This is a genomic window from Streptomyces sp. NPDC051020 (assembly GCF_040683105.1).
Taxonomy (GTDB): domain Bacteria; phylum Actinomycetota; class Actinomycetes; order Streptomycetales; family Streptomycetaceae; genus Streptomyces.
In genome coordinates this window covers 56,681-76,122 of the sequence record NZ_JBFBCG010000039.1, presented here as the reverse complement: position 1 = coordinate 76,122, position 19,442 = coordinate 56,681, and the positions used below count along the sequence as shown (strand labels likewise).

At 68.9% G+C, this 19,442-nt stretch carries 15 protein-coding genes; 2 read left to right on the top strand and 13 right to left on the bottom strand.

Annotated elements, in window-relative coordinates:
- Nucleotides 1-197: 197 nt before the first annotated feature.
- From AB0N06_RS21895 to proB, 5 genes are all read right to left on the bottom strand, one after another.
- Complete coding sequence (locus AB0N06_RS21895) at nucleotides 198-1,286, bottom strand: hypothetical protein (protein WP_366136356.1); 1,089 nt, start codon at nucleotides 1,284-1,286, stop codon at nucleotides 198-200.
- A gap of 72 nt (nucleotides 1,287-1,358) precedes the next feature.
- Entirely contained in the window at nucleotides 1,359-2,003 is a 645-nt protein-coding gene (locus AB0N06_RS21890; RefSeq protein ID WP_366136355.1) for a hypothetical protein, read from the bottom strand.
- A 65-nt stretch (nucleotides 2,004-2,068) separates the two neighbouring features.
- Nucleotides 2,069-3,352, bottom strand: a complete 1,284-nt coding sequence (locus tag AB0N06_RS21885; RefSeq protein ID WP_366136354.1) for a glutamate-5-semialdehyde dehydrogenase — start codon at nucleotides 3,350-3,352, stop codon at nucleotides 2,069-2,071.
- A gap of 79 nt (nucleotides 3,353-3,431) precedes the next feature.
- Nucleotides 3,432-3,944 (bottom strand): hypothetical protein, encoded by a 513-nt coding sequence (locus AB0N06_RS21880; RefSeq protein ID WP_366136353.1) that lies wholly within the window; start codon nucleotides 3,942-3,944, stop codon nucleotides 3,432-3,434.
- Nucleotides 3,945-4,087: 143 nt separating this feature from the next.
- On the bottom strand, nucleotides 4,088-5,194 hold the full coding sequence (gene proB, locus AB0N06_RS21875) for a glutamate 5-kinase (RefSeq protein WP_366136359.1): 1,107 nt from the start codon (nucleotides 5,192-5,194) through the stop codon (nucleotides 4,088-4,090).
- A gap of 393 nt (nucleotides 5,195-5,587) precedes the next feature.
- Here proB and AB0N06_RS21870 point away from each other — a divergent pair, with 393 nt between their 5' ends.
- A complete protein-coding gene (locus tag AB0N06_RS21870; protein WP_366136352.1) occupies nucleotides 5,588-7,627 on the top strand; it encodes a glycosyltransferase family A protein in 2,040 nt (679 codons plus the stop codon).
- Nucleotides 7,628-7,677: 50 nt separating this feature from the next.
- On the top strand, nucleotides 7,678-8,277 hold the full coding sequence (gene rfbC, locus AB0N06_RS21865) for a dTDP-4-dehydrorhamnose 3,5-epimerase (protein ID WP_366136350.1): 600 nt from the start codon (nucleotides 7,678-7,680) through the stop codon (nucleotides 8,275-8,277).
- Nucleotides 8,278-8,393: 116 nt separating this feature from the next.
- Here rfbC and AB0N06_RS21860 read toward each other — a convergent pair whose 3' ends face one another.
- The 8 genes from AB0N06_RS21860 to obgE form a co-directional block, all read right to left on the bottom strand.
- Nucleotides 8,394-9,188 (bottom strand): class I SAM-dependent methyltransferase, encoded by a 795-nt coding sequence (locus AB0N06_RS21860; RefSeq protein ID WP_366136349.1) that lies wholly within the window; start codon nucleotides 9,186-9,188, stop codon nucleotides 8,394-8,396.
- A 154-nt stretch (nucleotides 9,189-9,342) separates the two neighbouring features.
- A complete protein-coding gene (rfbD, locus tag AB0N06_RS21855; protein ID WP_366136348.1) occupies nucleotides 9,343-10,227 on the bottom strand; it encodes a dTDP-4-dehydrorhamnose reductase in 885 nt (294 codons plus the stop codon).
- Entirely contained in the window at nucleotides 10,224-11,210 is a 987-nt protein-coding gene (rfbB, locus tag AB0N06_RS21850) for a dTDP-glucose 4,6-dehydratase (RefSeq protein ID WP_366136347.1), read from the bottom strand. Before rfbB ends, rfbD begins: the two co-directional genes overlap by 4 nt.
- Nucleotides 11,207-12,277, bottom strand: a complete 1,071-nt coding sequence (locus tag AB0N06_RS21845) for a glucose-1-phosphate thymidylyltransferase (protein WP_366136346.1) — start codon at nucleotides 12,275-12,277, stop codon at nucleotides 11,207-11,209. Before AB0N06_RS21845 ends, rfbB begins: the two co-directional genes overlap by 4 nt.
- A 112-nt stretch (nucleotides 12,278-12,389) precedes the next feature.
- On the bottom strand, nucleotides 12,390-13,607 hold the full coding sequence (locus AB0N06_RS21840; RefSeq protein WP_366136358.1) for a glycosyltransferase family 2 protein: 1,218 nt from the start codon (nucleotides 13,605-13,607) through the stop codon (nucleotides 12,390-12,392).
- Between the two features lie 148 nt (nucleotides 13,608-13,755).
- Nucleotides 13,756-15,801: a hypothetical protein gene (locus AB0N06_RS21835; RefSeq protein WP_366136345.1), complete on the bottom strand. Its 2,046-nt coding sequence runs from the start codon at nucleotides 15,799-15,801 to the stop codon at nucleotides 13,756-13,758.
- A 135-nt stretch (nucleotides 15,802-15,936) separates the two neighbouring features.
- Nucleotides 15,937-17,436: a bifunctional cytidylyltransferase/SDR family oxidoreductase gene (locus tag AB0N06_RS21830; protein WP_366136344.1), complete on the bottom strand. Its 1,500-nt coding sequence runs from the start codon at nucleotides 17,434-17,436 to the stop codon at nucleotides 15,937-15,939.
- Between the two features lie 493 nt (nucleotides 17,437-17,929).
- Entirely contained in the window at nucleotides 17,930-19,366 is a 1,437-nt protein-coding gene (obgE, locus tag AB0N06_RS21825; protein ID WP_366136343.1) for a GTPase ObgE, read from the bottom strand.
- Nucleotides 19,367-19,442 lie beyond the last annotated feature (76 nt).

The window sequence follows — 19,442 nt, the reverse complement described above, 5'->3', positions numbered from 1 at the left end:
CGCCTGGCCCGCACGCTCGCTGCGTTGTCGGGCTCGCCCCGATACGCCCAGTATCGGGGCGACCCTCCGCCTTGCGATCGCACGCACCAGACGCCGCCCGGCCCGTCCTACGGGCGGACGACGCCACTTTCGAAACACGCCTTAGTGCAGTGACCGGCAATATTTGCCCGACGGGGCAAAGCTTGCCGGGAGGGGCACTAGCTCACAGGAGCCCGGGACGGGCGGGCGCTGAGCTCCAGCGACCCGCAGAGCGCCCCAGCGGGCCTGCCCGTGGCGTACGGGTCGGTGCCCGCCGGTCCGCGGGATACCGCCCGTTGGCCGGCGAGGAGCGGACGCAGTGCGCCGGTCGTGTCGGCCGAGCAGGCCTGCGGTCCGGCCTGGACGTAGCTGGTCCGCAGCTCCAGCCGGTGCAGCCGCAGGTCCTCCCGGTCGAAGCGGAACTGCAGCTCGCGCCGGACGGTGAACAGGGAGACGCCGCCTGCCTGTTGGGGGCCGGAGACGGCCGGGCGCAGGGCGTACGTGAAGGTGTGGTCCGACACCACCTCCAGGGTGTCGGATCCCTCCTCCGAGTAGGCCAGGGTGCCCTGGACCCGAATGCCGGGGTCGGCCAGTGCCACCTTCGCCGGGTCGAACCGCACCAGCCAGCCAGCCGCGGCGTGCTGCCCGTCGTCGTCCGGGCGGCTCATGCTCTGGTCGAACTGACTCACCTGGTCCGGGTCGAGCAGGAGCTTCACCGGCCGTGTCGCGCCGCCGGTGAGGACGTCGGGGTCGAGGGAGGACGCGACCAAGTAGTCCTTGACCGTGGTCAGGGCCGTGAACACCTGACTGTCCGAGAAGTTGTCGGTCCGCTGGACCATCGGGAAGTTGATGCCTGAGGCACCTGTCCGGAACTGTGCGGCGGGGCTGGTGGCGAAGAGACGGGCGGCCGTGCCGCCGGGCACGACGCCGCGGGGTGCCAGGGGTATGACGGTCGAGCGGAGTGCCTCGGCACGTCGGCCGACGGGCGCCTGGTACGGATGCCGGAAGCCTATGTAGACGACCGCGGCGAAGGCCAGAGCTATCAGGACGACGAGGGCCAGGACGGCCCGGGAGCCGGTGCGCAGACGCCGGGAGGGGAGGCTGCGTACGGCGCGGGCATGCTCGCCCATGCGTTCCTGGGCGGAGAATTCCTGGAGCCGGGCAGCACGGACGAACGACTCGTCGAAGACGACGGATCGGTACTCGTCCTCGCCGCCACCGGGGAGCCCCTCGGGTGTCCCCTCGGGCGGGCCTCCACTCCCTGCCATACCTTCAGAGTAGGTCCGCGGGGGCGTGCGTAAACGCGCTGGCGCGCGTCAAGTTCGTACGCGATCCTCAGGTCATGGGGTGCGGGGCACCGCGGAGACGGCCGGCCGGGAGTGATCCGTGGAGCCCGAGGGGCCACCCGGATGCCCGGGAAGCGGTCCGTCGCCCGTCCAGGACTCCACGGCCTTCTGCTCGGGTGTGCTGTCCACACCGGTCGAGGCGGGCGGCGGCACCTGGTCCTGCCGGCTGGCGGAGGCGCCCCGGTAGACGGCGCTGAAGGCCAGCGCAACCATGCCGATACCCATCAGCAGCGCGAGCAGCCAGGCCACCGGCCGGTGCCAGCGTGCGCCACCCCGATAGGGGCGCAGGGCGCCGCCGTGGCGCCCGTAAGGGCCGTTGTCGTAGTCGCCCGGCCCATCGGGGTCCATCGGGTCGCCGTAGGGGCTTCCGCGGCCGTAGCCGCCGCCCGGTCCGTACCCGTCGTCGAAGAACTCGTCGTCGCCGGGGCCGCCGCCTGCGCGGGCTCGGGCCGCCTCGGCCTCGGCACGCGCCTCGGCAGCGGCCAACAGCCGCTCCACCGCAGTGGGTTCATGGAACTCGGCGGCCCGGACGAAGTCCTCGTCGAACACCACGGAGGCGAAGTCCTCGTCCGCGCCCCCGCGGTCGTCGTCGGGCTCCCAGCCGTCCGGAAACGGCCTGCCCCCCACGTCGTCCGGCACGGCTTCAGCGTAGCCCCGGCCGGTCGATTTAGGCAGGGAGAGCGCAAAATCGTCGGGTCCGGAGATCACCGAACGTGACCGTCACCGGTCACGATGTACTTCGTCGAGGTCAGCTCCGGCAGACCCATCGGGCCCCTGGCATGCAGCTTCTGCGTGGAGATCCCGATTTCCGCACCGAACCCGAACTGCCCGCCGTCGGTGAACCGGGTGGACGCATTTACGGCGACCGTCGTGGAATCCACCAGTTGGGTGAACCGGCGGGCGGCGGCCTGCGAGGTGGTGACGATCGCCTCGGTGTGACCCGAGGACCAGAGCCGGATGTGTGCCACCGCAGCGTCCAGCGATTCGACGACGGCTGCCGCGATGTCGTACGAGAGGTACTCGGTCTCCCAGTCCTCGGGTGTCGCCGCCACGACGGTGGCCTTGGACCCGTCGGCGTACTCCAGCACCCGCTCGTCACCGTGGACCGTCACCCCTGCGTCGGCCAGCGCGTCCAGGGCCCGGGGCAGGAACTCCGCGGCGATGTCCTTGTGGACCAGCAGCGTCTCGGCGGAGTTGCAGACGCTCGGGCGCTGGGCCTTGGAGTTGATCAGGATGTCGACGGCCATGTCGAGGTCGGTCCGGGCGTCCACGTACACGTGGCAGTTGCCGGTTCCGGTCTCGATGACCGGAACCGTCGATTCCTCCACGACCGTGCGGATCAGCGAGGCGCCGCCGCGCGGGATCAGTACGTCGACGAGACCACGGGCCCGCATCAGTTCACGTACCGAGTCGCGGCTCTCGCCCGGCACCAGCTGCACCGCGTCGGCCGGCAGCCCGGAACCTCCGACCGCGTCGCGCAGCACCCGGACGAGGGCGGTGTTGGAGGCGTACGCGGACGACGAGCCGCGCAGCAGGACGGCGTTGCCGGACTTCAGGCAGAGCGCCGCGGCGTCCACCGTCACATTGGGCCGGGCCTCGTAGATGATCCCGACGACGCCGAGCGGCACCCGGACCTGGCGCAGGTCGATGCCGTTGGGCAGGGTCGAGCCGCGCACCACTTCGCCGACCGGGTCGGGCAGGGCCGCCACGTGCCGCACATCGGCGGCGATGGCCCGGATCCGCTCGGGGGTGAGGGTGAGCCGGTCGACGATCGACTCGCTGGTGCCGGCCTCGCGGGCGCGGGCGACGTCCTCGGCGTTGGCCTCGACGATCTCGCTCGTCCGCACTTCCAGCGCGTCCGCGATCGCCAGCAGCGCGTCGTCCTTGGCCGCACGCGGCAGTGGCGCGATGTCGGCGGCGGCAGAGCGTGCCCGGTAGGCGGCCTGGGCGACCGGGGACATGTTGTCGTACGGCGAAAGCGTGGTCATGCCCGCAGGGTAGTGCGCACACTGCGGGCATCCCACACGTATCCCGTGATGCGAGACAACCGTCCCAGGACGGGCCGGTTCAGTACGGGTGGACGCCGACCGGTGCAGCCGGCGGCGGCCCGTATCCCTCGGCGATCCGCTGGTGGTACGTCTCCCGGTCGATGACCTCCAGGCCGACGATCTCCCAGGGCGGCAGTTTGGCGCTGGAGCGGTGCTCGCCCCACAGCCGCAGCGCGACCGCCGCCGCGTCGTGCAGATCGCGGGCCTCCTCCCAGTAGCGGATCTCCGCGTGGTCGTTGGCGTACCGGCTGGTCAGCAGGAAGGGGTGGTCATGCGCGAGCTGTTCCAGACCGCGTCTGACCTCCCTCAGCGGCGTCTCGGTACCCGAGACGCTGAGGGTGATGTGCCACAGCTTCGACTGGGTGCGTTCCTCCTTCACCCCCACCGGTTCGGGGCCGGTGGTTCCGTCGGTGGCCCCGTCGACGGTCCTGTCCGCGGACCGGTTCCCGTCGAAGCCGGCATCTGCACCGACGCTGGTCAGGGTGCGGCCACCCGTTCCTCCGGGCGGCGCCCCCGGGCGCGCTCGTCTCACCGGCGGCCTCCTGTGAATGTGTTGCTGTGCTGTACCCCGCTGTGTCCCCGTTACAAAGTTGACCAGTCCAGGGCCGGGCGTGGGGCGGTTTTCGTGAAGGTCTCCGCCGAAAGTCCGGACTTTCAGCCGATTCAGGGGGCCGGTCAGTGGTGCAGGAGGACCAGATCGTCCCTGTGTACGACCTCGCGCTCGTACGCAGGCCCGAGCTCGCGTGCCAGGTCACGGGTGGAGCGCCCGAGCAGTTGCGGAATCTCCTTGGCGTCGAAGTTGACGAGTCCGCGGGCCACGGGGCGGCCGCGCAGGTCGCGCAGCTCCACCGGATCCCCCGCGGTGAACTCGCCGTCGACCGCGGCGATTCCGGCCGGCAGGAGCGAGCTGTGGCGCTCGACGACGGCCCGTACGGCCCCGTCGTCCAGGGTCAGCCATCCCTGCGGGGTGGAAGCGTGGGCCAGCCAGAGCAACCGGTCGGCCGAGCGGCGTCCGGTGCGGTGGAAGTACGTACCCGTGTCGCGGCCCGCGAGGGCGTCGGCGGCACGGCTCGCGGAGGTCAGCACGACCGGCACCCCGGCGGCCGTGGCGATCCGGGCGGCTTCGACCTTGGTGACCATGCCGCCGGTGCCGACGCCCGCCTTTCCGGCGCTGCCGATGGTGACGCCCGCCAGGTCGGCGGGGCCCGTCACCTCGGCGATGCGTGTGGTGCCGGGGGTGCTGGGGTCGCCGTCGTAGAGACCGTCGACGTCGGAGAGGAGGACCAGCAGGTCGGCGCGGACGAGGTGGGCGACGAGCGCGGCGAGCCGGTCGTTGTCGCCGAACCGGATCTCGTCGGTGGCCACGGTGTCGTTCTCGTTGACGATGGGGAGCGCACCCATGTCCAGAAGTTGGTCCAGGGTGCGGTAGGCGTTGCGGTAATGGGCGCGGCGGCTGGTGTCGTTGCTGGTCAGCAGCACCTGGCCGACGCGCACGCCGTACCGCGCGAAGGAGGCGGTGTAGCGGGCGACGAGCAGCCCCTGGCCCACGCTGGCCGCGGCCTGCTGCCTGGCCAGGTCCTTGGGCCGGCGCACCAGGCCGAGCGGGGCGAGTCCGGCCGCGATGGCACCGGAGGAGACGAGGACGATCTCCTTCTCCCCGCCGCTCCTGACCTTGGCGAGCACATCGACAAGTGCGTCGACCCGGTCGGCGTCGAGGCCCCCGGCCGCGGTGGTGAGGGACGAGGACCCGACCTTGACCACGATCCTGCGCGCCTCGGTCACGCTCTGCCTTGCCCCTGCCACGTGCACTGTCTCCGTCCTCGCCACCGGCTGCGCCTCCTGGCCGTCAGGGTACGCGAGCCGGGTGGGGCGCCGGACCGGACAGGCGTTCCCGATATTCGGACCCCACTCTCCCTTTTTCGGTCATTGAGCGGAGTCCGGCTGATCCGAGGAGCGCCACAGCGGCAGCGGTCATCTCAAGTGATTCGCAAAACTGTACGCATCTTTCGGCGGTCGAATCATTGACCACCGCCCTGGGCAACCATCCGGACCCGTTGTCCATCCAACAATCGGTAGGGTGCACGGCAGGTGGTGCTGTATCGCCGTTCTCCGCAGCGCGCGGACCCGCACCTGTCGCCGGCTCAAAGGGCCTCTATCAGCCATGGGACAGTAGCGATGCCAGTCAAAGTAAGTGTCGTCATTCCGGTATACAACCCAGGCAGGTTCATCGAACCCTGCATCGACTCGCTCCTGCGGCAGACCCTACCGGCACAGGAGTTCGAAGTCCTCTTCGTCAACGACGGGTCGACGGACGACACTCCTGACCGCCTCAAGCAGCTGGCCGCGGAGCATCCTCATTTCCGGGTGATCACGATCCCTAATTCCGGCTGGCCGGGAAAGCCCCGCAACGTCGGGGTGGCCGAGGCGAAGGGTGAATACGTCCAGTTCCTGGACCAGGACGACCATCTCGCCTCCGGCGCCCTGGAGCGCCTGTACGACATGGGCCGACGCAACGGCTCGGACATTGTCATCGGCAAGGTGGCCAGCAACTTCCGCGGTGTCCCGCACGGCGTGTTCAAGACGAACCGCGAGAAGTGCACCCTGCACGACGCCCCGCTGTACGACAGTCTCACGCCGCACAAGATGTTCCGTACGGAATTCCTCCGCGCGAACGGCATCGCCTACCCCGAGGGGAAGCGCCGCCTGGAGGACCAGCTCTACATGATGCAGGCGTACTTCCCGGCGAAGGTCGTCTCCATCCTGGGCACGTACACCTGCTACTACTACTCGAAGCGGGACGACGGCAAGAACGCCGGATCGACGAGGATCGTGCCGTCCGGCTACTACGGGAACCTCCGCGAGGTCCTCGATGTCGTCGTGGCCCATACGGAACCGGGAGAGTTCCGGGACCGGCTGCTGCGCCGCTTCTACCGCGTCGAGATGCTCAGCCGGCTCAGCGAGCCGGCGGTCCTGCGCTACCAGCCGGAGTTCTACGACGAGATGTGCGACGCCATCCGGCCGCTGGCCACGGACTTCATGGGCGACGGGGTGCACGACGGCCTCGGTCCGGTCCTGCGGGAGCGGTCCACACTGCTGCGCGAGAACGACCGGCAGGGTCTCCTCCGCATCGCGCGTTTCGCCTCGTCCGTCACGGCGGCGGCACGGCTGGAGACGTTCGCCTGGCAGCCGGACGGCAGGATCGCGATCACCGTCAGCGCCCGGCTGGTCCACGGCGAGGACCGGGCCCCGGTGCGGCTGCTGCGCCGCGAGGGCCGCTACTACCTGCACCCCGAACTCGCCGACGGGCTGCAGTCCGACGCCGGGCTGCTGGACATCACCGCCGACCTCGACGGCTTCTCCGCCGAACTCTCGCTCCGCAACCGCGAGACGGCCGTCGAGTGGCCCTGCCCCGCGACGTTCACCACGGAGCTGGAAGAGCTCGGCGACGACGTCTGCGAAGTCGTCCTGCGCGGCAGCGGCCATCTGTCCGCCGAGGCGGTCAAGGGCCGCGGACGGGTGTCGCGCGGCTTCTGGGACGTCTGGGTGCCACTGCGCGGACTGGGTCTGGTCCGCAAGGCCCGGCTCGGCGCCGACCGCGCCGAAGGGGTGGACGCCGCCTGTCTGCCCGCCTCCCTCGGCTCCCCGGCACGCGCTGTCATCCCGTACTTCACCGATCCGCACGGCAACCTCACGCTCGATGTCGCCCGCCGCAGCAAGAAGCTGGCCGACTATCTCGCGGGCCGTCCGGTGCTGCGCACGCCGGGCAGCCGTCCGGAGCTGCGGCTGGACCTCTTCACCACCGCTGCCACCGCCGTCTCCGGCGCCCAGCTGGTCCTGAGCCCGACCGACGGGACAACCGGCGCCGTCCGCACGGTACGGACCTCGCTGCACCCCACCGAGGGCCGCGCCCATCTGACGGTGCCCGGGCGTGCGCGGGGCGTCGCGGCGGGCAACTGGAAGCTCTCGGTCCGGCTCGACGGCGAGGACGGTCCCCCGCTCCCTCTCTGCGACGTCACCGTCGGCGGCCGCGGCCGGATCCACCTGGACCCGGCCCTGCCCGAGGTCGACGCCGCGCTCATGGCGGAGGTCGGCACGCAGCGCCGGAAGGCGGCGCTGCGGCGGGCGCTGCGCACGGTCGGCGGCCCGCTCGTCCGCAGGCTCCCGCCCGGCGGCCGCAAGCGGGCGCGTCGCCTGACCGCCCGGTTCACCAGCTGATCCGGGATCCCGCACCACCCCCCAGCCAGCACGAACAAGGACGTGATCGCATGCGGCAGCTCTCTCTCGAGGGCGCCTGGGTGCATGAGCCCAAGGTCTTCCCGGACAGTCGCGGCAGCTTCCACGAGTGGTTCAAGGCCTCCGAGCTCAGCGAGGCCACCGGCCATGGTCTGCAGCTCGCCCAGGCCAATTTCTCGGTCTCCCGCCGTGGCACACTGCGCGGTATCCACTTCGCCGATGTGCCGCCGAGCCAGGCGAAGTACGTCAAGTGCGTGCGCGGCGCGGTGCTCGACGTCATCGTGGACATCCGGGTCGGCTCCCCCACGTACAAGCAGTGGGAGGCCGTGCGCCTCGACGACGTGGACCATCACGCGGTCTACCTCGCCGAGGGGCTCGGCCACGCGTTCATGGCGCTGACGGACGACGCGACAGTCGTCTATCTGTGCTCCGAGGGGTACGCCCCCGGTCGTGAGCACGGCATCGACCCGCTCGACCCGGAGCTGTCGATCGAGTGGCCCGAGGGCATCATCCCGCTGCTCTCGGAGAAGGACGCTGCCGCCCCTTCGCTGGACGAGGCCGAGAAGCAGGGCCTGCTTCCTTCGTACGAGGCATGCCGGGCGTACTACGCGCAGTCGCGCGCCCGGGGCTGAACAGGCGGCAGTGCGGCGAAAGCCCCCGTGGTCCGGGAGGGATCACGGGGGCTTCTCCGTCCGGGCAGGCTCACGGCCAATCGTCGGGAGCCCACTCCCTGTCGCGGGGGAGGCCGTCAGCCCGCGACGGCCTCGATACGCCCGCGCAGCGACGTGAACGCCGAGCGGGGACGGCGCAGGTTGCGGGCCCGGGTCAGCTCAGGCCAGAAGTCGGCTCCGAGCAGCGTCTCGGGCCGGACTGCGGTCTTGCGCACCAGCACCTCTTCAGGCACGTCCTGCGGATCGGGTACGACATATTCCTCGATGATCTTGTCGTACGCGTTCTTCAGAATGCGGCTCTCGGGATCGGCACCGAACACGGCGACCACTCCGGTCGGTGCCGTATCGATCTCGACGACCACCAGGTCGGGGCGGTAACGGCGCAGCACCTGCACCACCTTGTAGACATCGCCGGTCCAGAATTTGGTGTGCCGGTCCCGGGCCGCCTCGTCGACATTGCGCGGCAGCATGTCGTCGAGAACGATCACGCTCGACCAGCGGGAATGCCGTTCAACGTTCATGAAGTCGCGCAACGCGTACTCGAAGAGATGCATGCCGTCGATGAAGGAGAGTTCCAGCTTGGGGTCCCCGCCGAGCACATTGAGCGGGTCCCGGCGGGCGAGTGCGCGGAACGGGTTGCGGCCGTTGCGCAGGTGGATCAGCGGGTCCTTGCGGGCGAAGAAATCGTCGCTCGTCGCCTTGACCAGGTGGACGTCGCAACTGATGTCCGTCACCACGCGGAAGGCCGGGTCGACGGCGACCGAGGGCACCCGCGAAAGGGCCAGGCTCCTGCCGTCGTTGACCCCGATCTCCAGATAGTTCCGAGGCCTGTAGACACGGTGCATGTGACGCAGAAACTCATGGCGGTTCACGTGGAGCGGCCCTTCGACAGAAATCAACTGGTCCGATTCCCGGCGAAGTTACCTTATGAATGCACTGTGGCGTAAGCGTTCTTCCAGTGTTAACACCTGTGGTCTCCCACAAGCGGGATACATCAGATGAGATATCGATACGGTCATCGGATGATCAAGGGCGTTCCGCTCGGAGCAGTGCCGGAAATGCCTCCGCCAGCGCCTCTCGCCAGTCGCGAACCGGTTCCATTCCGGCCGCCGCCCAGCGGTCGTGCCCGAGCACGCTGAACGCGGGCCGGGGCGCCGGCCGGACGAAGGCGTCGCTGGTGGTGGGGCGGACGCGTGCCGGGTCGGCGCCCAGCAGCCGGAAGATCTCCCGGGTGAAGCCGAACCAGGTCGTCTCACCACTGCTGGTGCCGTGGTAGACGCCCGCGGGGGCGGTCCCTGCCAGGGCGGCCTGCCCGAGCCGGACCAGCAGGCCTGCCAGGTCGGCGGTCCAGGTGGGCTGTCCTCGCTGATCGTCGACCACGTCGAGGGTGTCCTTGACCTCCTCCAGTTTGATCATCGTACGAACGAAGTTGGGGCCGCCCGCGCCGTACAGCCAGGCGGTCCGGACGACGTAACCGGTGTCCGGAAGAGTCTCCAGGACCGCGCGCTCCCCCGCCAGTTTGGTCCGCCCGTAGACACTGCGCGGGCCGGTCGTGGCGTCCTCCGAGTACGGCTTCCCGGCGTCCCCGGCGAAGACGTAGTCGGTGGAGACCTGGAGGAGAACCGTGCCGTACTCGCGGCAGGTGGCGGCGAGAACCTCCGGGCCCGTGCCGTTGACCCGCAGCGCCGCGTCCTCCTGGGACTCGGCGTCGTCGACGGCGGTCCAGGCGGCACAGTTCACGACAACGGCAGGGCGGTGCCGCTCGAAGCCCGCCCGCACCGAGGCGGGGTCGGTGATGTCCATGGCCGCGCGGTCGGCGGCGACCGCGGTGAGGCCCTCGCCGGCGAGCCGGGCCAGGACGTCCTGGCCGAGCATCCCGGCTGCTCCGGTCACCAGCCAGGCGGCGCTCACAGGGCGGCCCGGCTCTTCAGCGGCTCCCACCAGGCACGGTTGTCGCGGTACCACTGCACGGTTTCCGCGAGTCCGGTGCGGAAGTCCTTGCGGGGCTCGTAGCCGAGCTCCTCGCGGATCTTCGTGCAGTCGACGGAGTAGCGGCGGTCGTGGCCCTTGCGGTCCTCGACGTAGGTGACGCTGGTGTCCCAGTCGGCGCCGCAGGCGTCCAGCAGCAGGCCGGTGAGCTCCTTGTTGGAGAGCTCGGTGCCGCCGCCGATGTTGTAGACCTCGCCGGCCCGGCCCTTCGTACGGACCAGCTCGATACCCTGCACATGGTCGTCGATGTGCAGCCAGTCGCGGACGTTGGCGCCGTCTCCGTACAGCGGGACCGTCCGGCCGTCCAGCAGGTTCGTGACGAACAGCGGGATGACCTTCTCGGGGAAGTGGTGGTGCCCGTAGTTGTTGGAACAACGGGTCACCCGCACATCGAGGCCATGGGTGCGATGGTACGAGAGGGCGATGAGATCGCTGGACGCCTTGGCCGCGGAGTACGGCGAGTTGGGCGCCAGCGGGTCGGTCTCGGGCCAGGAGCCCTCGTCGATCGAACCGTAGACCTCGTCGGTGGAGATGTGCACGAATGTCCTGATGTCTGCCAGGTGTGCGGCGTGGATCAGGGTGTGGGTGCCCACCACATTCGTACGGACGAACTCGGCACCGCCGTCGATGGACCGGTCCACATGCGACTCGGCGGCGAAGTGCACCACCTCGTCGTGCTCGGCCATCAGCTCGGAGACCAGCTCGGGGTCGCAGATGTCGCCCTGCACGAAGGCGAAGCCGGGGTGCTCGCGGACCTCGTCGAGATTGGCCGGGTTGCCCGCGTAGGTGAGCTTGTCGAGCACGGTGACGGCGACATCGCCGGGCCCCTGCGGGCCGAGCACCGTACGGACGTAGTGCGAACCGATGAAGCCGGCCCCACCAGTCACCAGGATGTTGGTCGTCATGAAGAGATCTGCACCTTGCTGTGGTCGCCGAGCACGAGTCGGTGGGCGGACGGGGATCGGGGCGCGGGGGTCACTTCGACGTCATGGCCGATCAGCGATGCCTCGACGCGGCGGACACCGGCGATGGAGGCGCCCTGCAGAACGATGGAGTACTCGATCTCGCTGTCCTCGATCCGGCAGTTCTGCGCGATCGAGGTGAACGGGCCGACGTACGCGTCGCTGATCACCGATCCCGCACCGATGATCACGGGACCGACGATCCGGCTGCCGGTCACCTTGGCGCCCGTCTCGATCCGGACCCGGCCGATGATTTCACTGTCGTCGTCGACGTCGGCGCCCTCGACGGACGGCTCGACGGTCTCCAGGACGGTTCGATTGACCTCCAGCATGTCGGTGACATTGCCGGTGTCCTTCCAGTACCCGCGGATCGTGGTGGAGCGGACGTCGCGCCGCTGGTCGATCAGCCACTGGATGGCGTGCGTGATCTCCAGCTCGCCGCGCCAGGAAGGCTGGATCGAGCGCACCGCCTCATGGATGGCGGGTGTGAAGAGATAGACGCCGACGAGCGCAAGATCGCTCTTGGGCCTCTTCGGCTTCTCCTCCAGGGCCACCACCCGGCCGTCGCCGTCGAGTTCGGCGACACCGAACGCGGTCGGATTGGGCACCTGGGTCAGCAGGATCTGGGCCTCGGGCCGGTCCGCGCGGAACTCCTCGACCAGACCGGCGATCCCGCCGACGATGAAGTTGTCACCGAGGTACATCACAAAGTCGTCGTCGCCCAGGAAGTCACGGGCGATCAGCACCGCGTGCGCGAGCCCGAGCGGCTCGGCCTGCGGAATATAGGTGACTTCGAGGCCGAACCGGGAACCGTCGCCGACCGCCTCGCGGATTTCCTCGGCCGTGTCGCCCACGATGATGCCGACTTCGGTGATGCCGGCCTCCGCGATCGCTTCCAGGCCGTAGAAGAGCACCGGCTTGTTCGCCACGGGGACCAGCTGTTTGGCCGAGGTGTGCGTGATGGGACGGAGGCGGGTGCCCGCCCCTCCGGACAGAACGAGAGCCTTCACGTGACCAGTCCTCATGGTGAGATGTCGGTCCTGTCGCGCGGTGCGACCTTCTGGGCGATTTTACTGAGAATCCCCCTGCGATTCGGCGAAATCCGCGGGCCGGAGAGGCCGTTCAGCCCGTGCTCAGGCGCAACTTCAAGCGCCGCACGTCCCTGCGCATACGGCGCGCCACGCGCCGGGAGAGCGACGTCCGGCGCGCCGCGGCCTTGGGCCGCTCGATGCGCTTGCCGCCGTGCCAGTCGGGCACGGTGACCTCGAATACGGAGTCGGGGAGCCCGGCCGACCGGTCGCGGAAGTGCGGATACGCGAGATAGAGCTTGTCGCGCCCGCGCGAACGGATCACGTCCGGAAGGGTCTTCGCCCGGAGGAACTCCAGGTGGTCGATGAGCAGATCGGTACGTCCCTTGGCGACGCAGGCGAGCCGCAGCCGCTCGGCCACCTTGATCCGCCGGGCCACACCGTCGTTCCAGTACGCGTCCATCAGGGGCGCCGCAAGCTCCATCTTGTGGCTACGCACCTCCGGCGACTCCTTGAGCACGCGGGGACCGAACTGCTGCAGCATGCCGACCGTGAAAGGCCGGACCATCAGGAAATCACGCTTCGGACCTGCGGGTTCGAGCCGGCGAATGAGGTCCATCATCGCCCGCATGGAATCGAAGCGCCATTCATAGGTGCCGCTCTTGGTGACGTGCTTTCCGTCGTCGCGGCCGACCAGGTAATAGCAGATGTAGTCGGAGATAACGGAGATCCCGGCGCCCCGCAGATAGGCCTCCATAGTGAAGAGGGCATCCTCGCCGGTCCGGAGATCTTCATCGAATCGCAGCGCGAGCCGATCCAGCAGTTCCCGCCGGAAGAGCTTCTGCGCGCTCAGCGTGTAAATGACCTTGGAGTTGTATACGTCGACCCGGTCCTTGGTGGCGGTCCACATCGACTGGGGCGCTCCCCGGTTGACGCCGATCACCTTGCCGAGCACCACATCGGTGCCGGCCCGGTCGGCCGTGGCGACCATCCGCTCCAGGGCCTCGTCGCCGAGGTAGTCGTCGGCGTCGAGGAAGAAGACATAGCGGCCGCGCGCCCTGCCGAGACCCACGTTGCGCGGGCCGCTCGGGCCGCCGGAGTTCGCCTGACGCACGACTGTCGTCGGCACTGCGGAGCGGGCGGCGAATTCCTCAAGGTATTCGCCGGTGCCATCGGTCGAGCCGTCGTCGACCGCCACAATTTCGACCCGGCCGGCACCGATGGTCTGGGACTCCACGGATTCGAGACAGCGGACGAGGTAGGGCATTGCCTCGTACGCTCCGATGATCACCGTCACGTCAGGAATTTGCATCTCGTTCACACCCACAGAAGACAGTCGACGCCATCCATTGGTTGCCCGACGCCCAACGTGCGAATGGTGATGCTCATCACAAAGGCCCGGCAGTTCCCCTCAGGGTCTTTACCGGGCCTTGGTGAACCTGTATAGGTTGCGGCGATTTTCAGCCGTTCACGGGCTCGCCCAGCCTGATCGCCACACCGGTGTTCCGCGCCTCCGACTTGGCGGCGAGCGCCGTCACGGCCGCGTCGAACTGCACGATGGACGTGGGCTCGTCCGGGCCGAGCAGATACTGCTTCAGCTCGCGCCGGGCGTCCGCCAGCGCGTCCGTGCTCTCGTCGACCACTGCGTCGAGCAGGGCATCCAGCTCGGTCGCCGCGTTGGAGAGGACCACTGCGGCACGCACCGCGGTGTTCTGCCGACGGAACTCGTCCTCGCCCAGCTCGGCCGAGTCCGTGACCGCGTACGGCTTGCCGCTCGCGATGAAGTCGGACACCACGCTGGAGATGTCCGAGACCATGGCGTCCGACTCGTTGAAGCAGTCGTACAGACGCATCTGGGAGCCGGAGATGACCTTGTGCTCCCACCAGCCCAGCGAGCGCCAGAACGCGGCGTTCCACTCGTCCTTCAGCTTCGCCGTCTCGGCCTCGCGCGCCGGGTCCGCGAGCGTGTCCCTGGAGAGCTCCGCCTCGTCCCGGGCCACCCGGCCGCCGCTCGGCTCCGCGGCCAGCTGCGCCTCGATGCGGGCCAGCTCGGACTGCGCCGCGGCGCGCTCACCCTGCAGGGCGGCCGATTCCGTCGCCCAGCGCGGGTCGGTGGCCCGCTTGGCGGCGGCCTCCTCGATCATCGCGGTGATGCGCAGATGCACGGCCTTGGCCGCGCGGCTGCGGGTACCGGTGAAGGGATGCGGCTTGTACAGCAGCCGGACCGGCGGCTCGGCCTCCAGCAGCCGACGGACGATGTTCTCGCCGGCCAGCAGCAGTGAGGTGTTCCCCGGGTTGTCGTCCCAGCCCTCCCAGGTGGGCGCGTACAGCACGGTCGGGATCGGGTTCTTCGGCGCGCCGGTCCACGGCTTGATGGTGGCCAGCTGGGGACGGCCCACCTCGACGATGTCCTCGTCCCGTACGCCGACATCGGCCAGCGCGTAACGGTCACGGCCGGCCCGGCCCGCGGTCCACACCTCGTCGTAGACCTTGCTGAACGGGTTGACGCTGGCGAGCTTGTCGCTGTCGCCGTGGCCGATGAAGACGTGCTTCATGGTCGGCACCCGCAGCAGGTGGATGTTCTTGCCGACGTTGGCGGCGTACAGCGCGACCCGCACCGACGACAGGTTCAGGTTCATCAGGTGCACGCCACCGGGTACGCAGAGCACCGGCACCGAGGTCGTGTTCAGCTGCGGGACCATGACGCGCTCCCGCAGCAGGATGAGCGGCCGGCCGCCGAGCTGCCCCATCGTTTCCAGCCACATATTGACCTGGTAGGCCGATTCCTTCGAGCCGGAGAAGTACAGCATCACTGTCGGCTGGTACTCACCGAGCCAGTCGCCCACGGCCTTGAGCACCTTGGCGTCGGGCGGCGCGAGGCGGCTCGGCCGGACATGCGGAAGGAGCGCTGCCAGATAGCCGACCGCGAGGACGAGCGTGAGCGCGAGTCCCACGTAAGCGAGCCCGTGCCTACCGGTCTCGATCGCGGCCAGGACGCCCACCATCGCGAAGACGTCCAGATGCAGCATCTTCTCCGCAGCCCGGTTCGTCAGCAGCAACGGCGGGGCGTCCGGAACCCGCGCGGCTTCGAGGTCGACGTTGCGGGTCACCACCGGAAGCTTGCGGCGCAGCCGGATGAGGGTGACCATCGCGCCCTGCGGCGCCTGGAGACCGTAGAAGACCAGCAGGCAGGCGATCGTCACGTAGAAGAGCGTCATCTCGCCGTATCCCATGCGGGAGAGCAGCAGGATCAACAGCAGCTGGCGCACCAGGAAGCGGATCGAGAGCCCGGCTCGGACGGCGGTCAGGCGGTTGATCAGGTAGCTGCCGCAATGGTGCAGATACCGGTCGGCCAGGTATGTCACCGCTGCTGCCACGATGAAGAACCACAGATTGGGGATTATCGCCGCGAGCATTATGCACGGGAACCCCAGAGCCATGGAGAGCGCGGCGGCCAGCTCCGAACCGCTACCCACACGGGCCAAGCGAATGGCTTTCGAAATCACGAAGTACCGCTTCCGACAAGGGTGCCGACTTTTTTTACCTTACGAGGGAAATGTGAAGAAGACCTTCACGAATTCGGACCCCTGCGGTTCGCGCGGGCGACAGCAGAGGTCCGAATAGTCAATTGTCAAGCAGTATTACACATCCGCCTGTCGATCAAGGACAGCGGCAAGTGCCTGTTCGAAGCCGGATGCCTCGGACGCACCACGGGTCGGGTCCTGCTGACGTACGTCGATCACGTGGCCGGTCATCTCGGAGAGCAGGACGTCGAGCGAGGTGCGGGCGACCGCCTCGGAGGAAAGCAGCGTACCCGCGGGCTCTTCGCCGAACGCCTTGGTGCGCATCGGTGTCGCGGTGCGCTCGGGGTTCACGCAGTTCACCCGCACACCATCGCCCGCCCACTCGTCCGAGAGCGCCTGGGTCAGATTGACCATGGCGGCCTTGGTCGACGAATAGAGGCTGTACTCCGCGCGTCCGCGGGTGTAGCTGCTGGAGGTGTAGAGCAGCAGCTGCCCCTTGGTCTCCACGAGGTACTTGTACGAGGCGCGGGCGATCTGGACGGGCGCCAGGTAGTTGACGTTCAGCGCTTCCTGGATGGTCGCGCTGTCCGTCTCGGCCAGCTTGCCGATGCGCAGCACGCCCGCGGTGTTGATCACGTAGTCGACGCGGCCGGTGTCCGCGTAAGCCTTGGCGAGAGCGTCGTCGACGTGCTCGGGGTTCTCCACGTGCGTACCGGTGGTGGAGCGGCCCAGGGCATAGACGTTGGCGCCGTAGGACTCGGCGAGCGTCGCGATGTCCGCGCCGATCCCGTACGAGCCGCCGAAGACGACCAGGGTCTTGCCGGTGAGCTGTTCACGGTAGACGGCGTCGTCGGCCGGCTGCGGGACGGCCGTGGAGGCCAGCTGGAAGAGCTTGTCCGCGATGAAGACGTCGACCGGCTGGGTGACCTTCATGTTGTACTCGTCGCCCGCCACGACGTAGATCGGCACGTCGGGGAGGTACTTCAGCACGACCGAGCAGTCGTCGGTGGCCTGGAAGTTCGGGTCGCCCGCGGCGACCTCGTAGGCGCGGCGGATCGTGGAGAGCTTGAAGGCCTGCGGCGTCTGGCCACGGCGCAGCCGGGACCGGTCGGGCACGTCGGTGATGAACTCGCCGTCACCGCCGTGGGTGCGGGTCACGATGATCGTGTCCGCGGACGGGATGGCGACGTCGACGGCCTGGTAGCGGTCCAGGGCGTCCACGCAGTCCTGGATGACACGCTGCGACAGCAGGGGGCGCACGGCGTCGTGGAAGAGGACGTTGCGGTCCTCGCCCTCCGCCAGACCCTCGCCGAGGGCCGCGATGGCGCGCTCAGTGGTCTCGTTGCGCGTGGTACCGCCCTCGATCACCTTGGTGACCTTGGTCAGGCCGGCCTTGGCGATGATCTTCTCGACGTCGGGCACATAGCCCGGTGCCATCAGAACGATGATGTCGTCGATGGAGTCGGCCTGCTGGAAGATCGACAGCGTGTGCTCGATGACAGCCTTGCCTGCGATCTTCAGCAGCTGCTTGGGGATCGACAGCCCCACGCGCTGGCCGGTACCGCCGGCGAGCACGACTGCTGTGGTTCGGGCTTTAGCTATGTGCTGAGCAGACACAGACGACCTACCTTGCGAGGGCTGGGAGACAGAGCGATGGTTGCACTCTCCGTTACCGTCTCGCAAGGTGGACGTCGGCTCCCGAATGCCCCCCGGACACCTGCCGTTGCCTTGCGATCAGGGCGAATACCGGAATCGACGCCGCCCTGCCGGGTGACCGACACCACACGGTTGGGCGGTATGAACCACCCGTGAGCGAGATTCCTGGCCGCGACGGGCGGCGACTCCGGGTGCAGGGGCACCGCAGGGGCGGGCCGTCGGTGCAGACCTTCCACCGCGACCCGCCACAACCCGCGTGACCCGTCCGGGAGCGGACTGAACCCGCCGCCCGGGGACGGGCTGAACTCGTCGAACCCTTCCGGGGTCGAACCTTTCAGTGCCGTGACCGGCAATGCCTGCCCCATGAGGAGCATCACCCAGAGCGTGCGATCGCACGCACCAGACGCCGCCGGGCCCGCCCTACCGGCGGACGACGCTGCTTTCGAAAAACGCCCTAGAACGGGTCGAACTCGTCGAACTCGCGCTGCGCCTCGTCACGCTCCGCCTCGCGGTCGCGACGGCGCTGGGCCGCCGGGCGGGGGGCTTCGAGGCGGTGGTCCTCACCGCGCCGGCCGAGCATCTCCGCGCCCGCCGCCATGGTCGGCTCCCAGTCGAAGACGACCGCGTTGTCCTCGGCGCCGATGGCCACGCCGTCGCCCGCCCGGGCACCGGCCTTCATCAGCTCGTCCTCGACCCCGAGCCGGTTGAGCCGGTCGGCGAGATAGCCGACGGCCTCGTCGTTGTTGAAGTCGGTCTGGCGGACCCAGCGCTCCGGCTTCTCGCCGCGCACCCGGTAGATGCCGTCCTCCTCCAGCGTGACGGTGAAGCCCGCGTCGTCCACGGCCTTCGGGCGGATGACGATGCGGGTCGCCTCTTCCACCGGCTTGGCGGCGCGCGCCTCGGCGATCACACCGGCGAGCGCGAAGGAGAGCTCCTTCAGGCCGATGCGTGCGACGGCGGACACCTCGAAGACACGGTAGCCGCGCTCCTCGAGCTCCGGGCGGATCATGTCGGCGAGATCCTGGCCATCCGGGATGTCGATCTTGTTGAGGACGACGATGCGGGGCCGGTCGTCCAGTCCGCCGTACTGCTTCAGCTCCTCCTCGATGATGTCGAGGTCGGAGACCGGGTCGCGGTCGGACTCCAGCGTCGCAGTGTCCAGTACGTGCACGAGAACCGAGCAGCGCTCGACGTGCCGCAGGAACTCCAGGCCGAGGCCCTTGCCCTGGCTGGCGCCCGGGATCAGCCCGGGGACGTCGGCGATGGTGTAGACGGTGCCGCCCGCGGTGACGACACCCAGGTTCGGGACGAGCGTGGTGAACGGGTAGTCGGCGATCTTCGGCTTGGCCGCGGACAGGACGGAGATGAGCGAGGACTTGCCCGCGCTCGGGTATCCCACCAGTGCGACGTCTGCGACGGTCTTGAGCTCCAGGACGATGTCCCGGGACTCGCCCGGCTCGCCGAGCAGCGCGAAGCCGGGGGCCTTGCGGCGGGCGGAGGCCAGTGCGGCGTTGCCGAGGCCGCCACGGCCGCCCTGTCCGGCCACGAACGTGGTGCCCTGGCCGACCAGGTCGGCGAGCACATTGCCGTCCTTGTCGAGGACGACCGTGCCGTCGGGAACAGGCAGGATCAGGTCCTGGCCGTCCTTGCCGGAACGGTTGTCGCCCGCACCGGGCTGACCGTTGGTGGCCTTGCGGTGAGGGCTGTGGTGGTAGTCGAGAAGCGTGGTGACGTCCTGGTCGACGACCAGGGTCACATCGCCGCCACGGCCGCCGTTGCCGCCGTCAGGACCGCCGAGCGGCTTGAACTTCTCACGGTGAACGGAGGCACAGCCGTGACCTCCGTTACCCGCGGCGGCATGCAGCTCGACGCGGTCCACGAAGGTGGTCATGGTGGAAACCTCCAGTTACGTACATGCAGAAATGACTCAAAGCTCATGGTGTCCCGCTGGGGACAGAAGTTGTCTC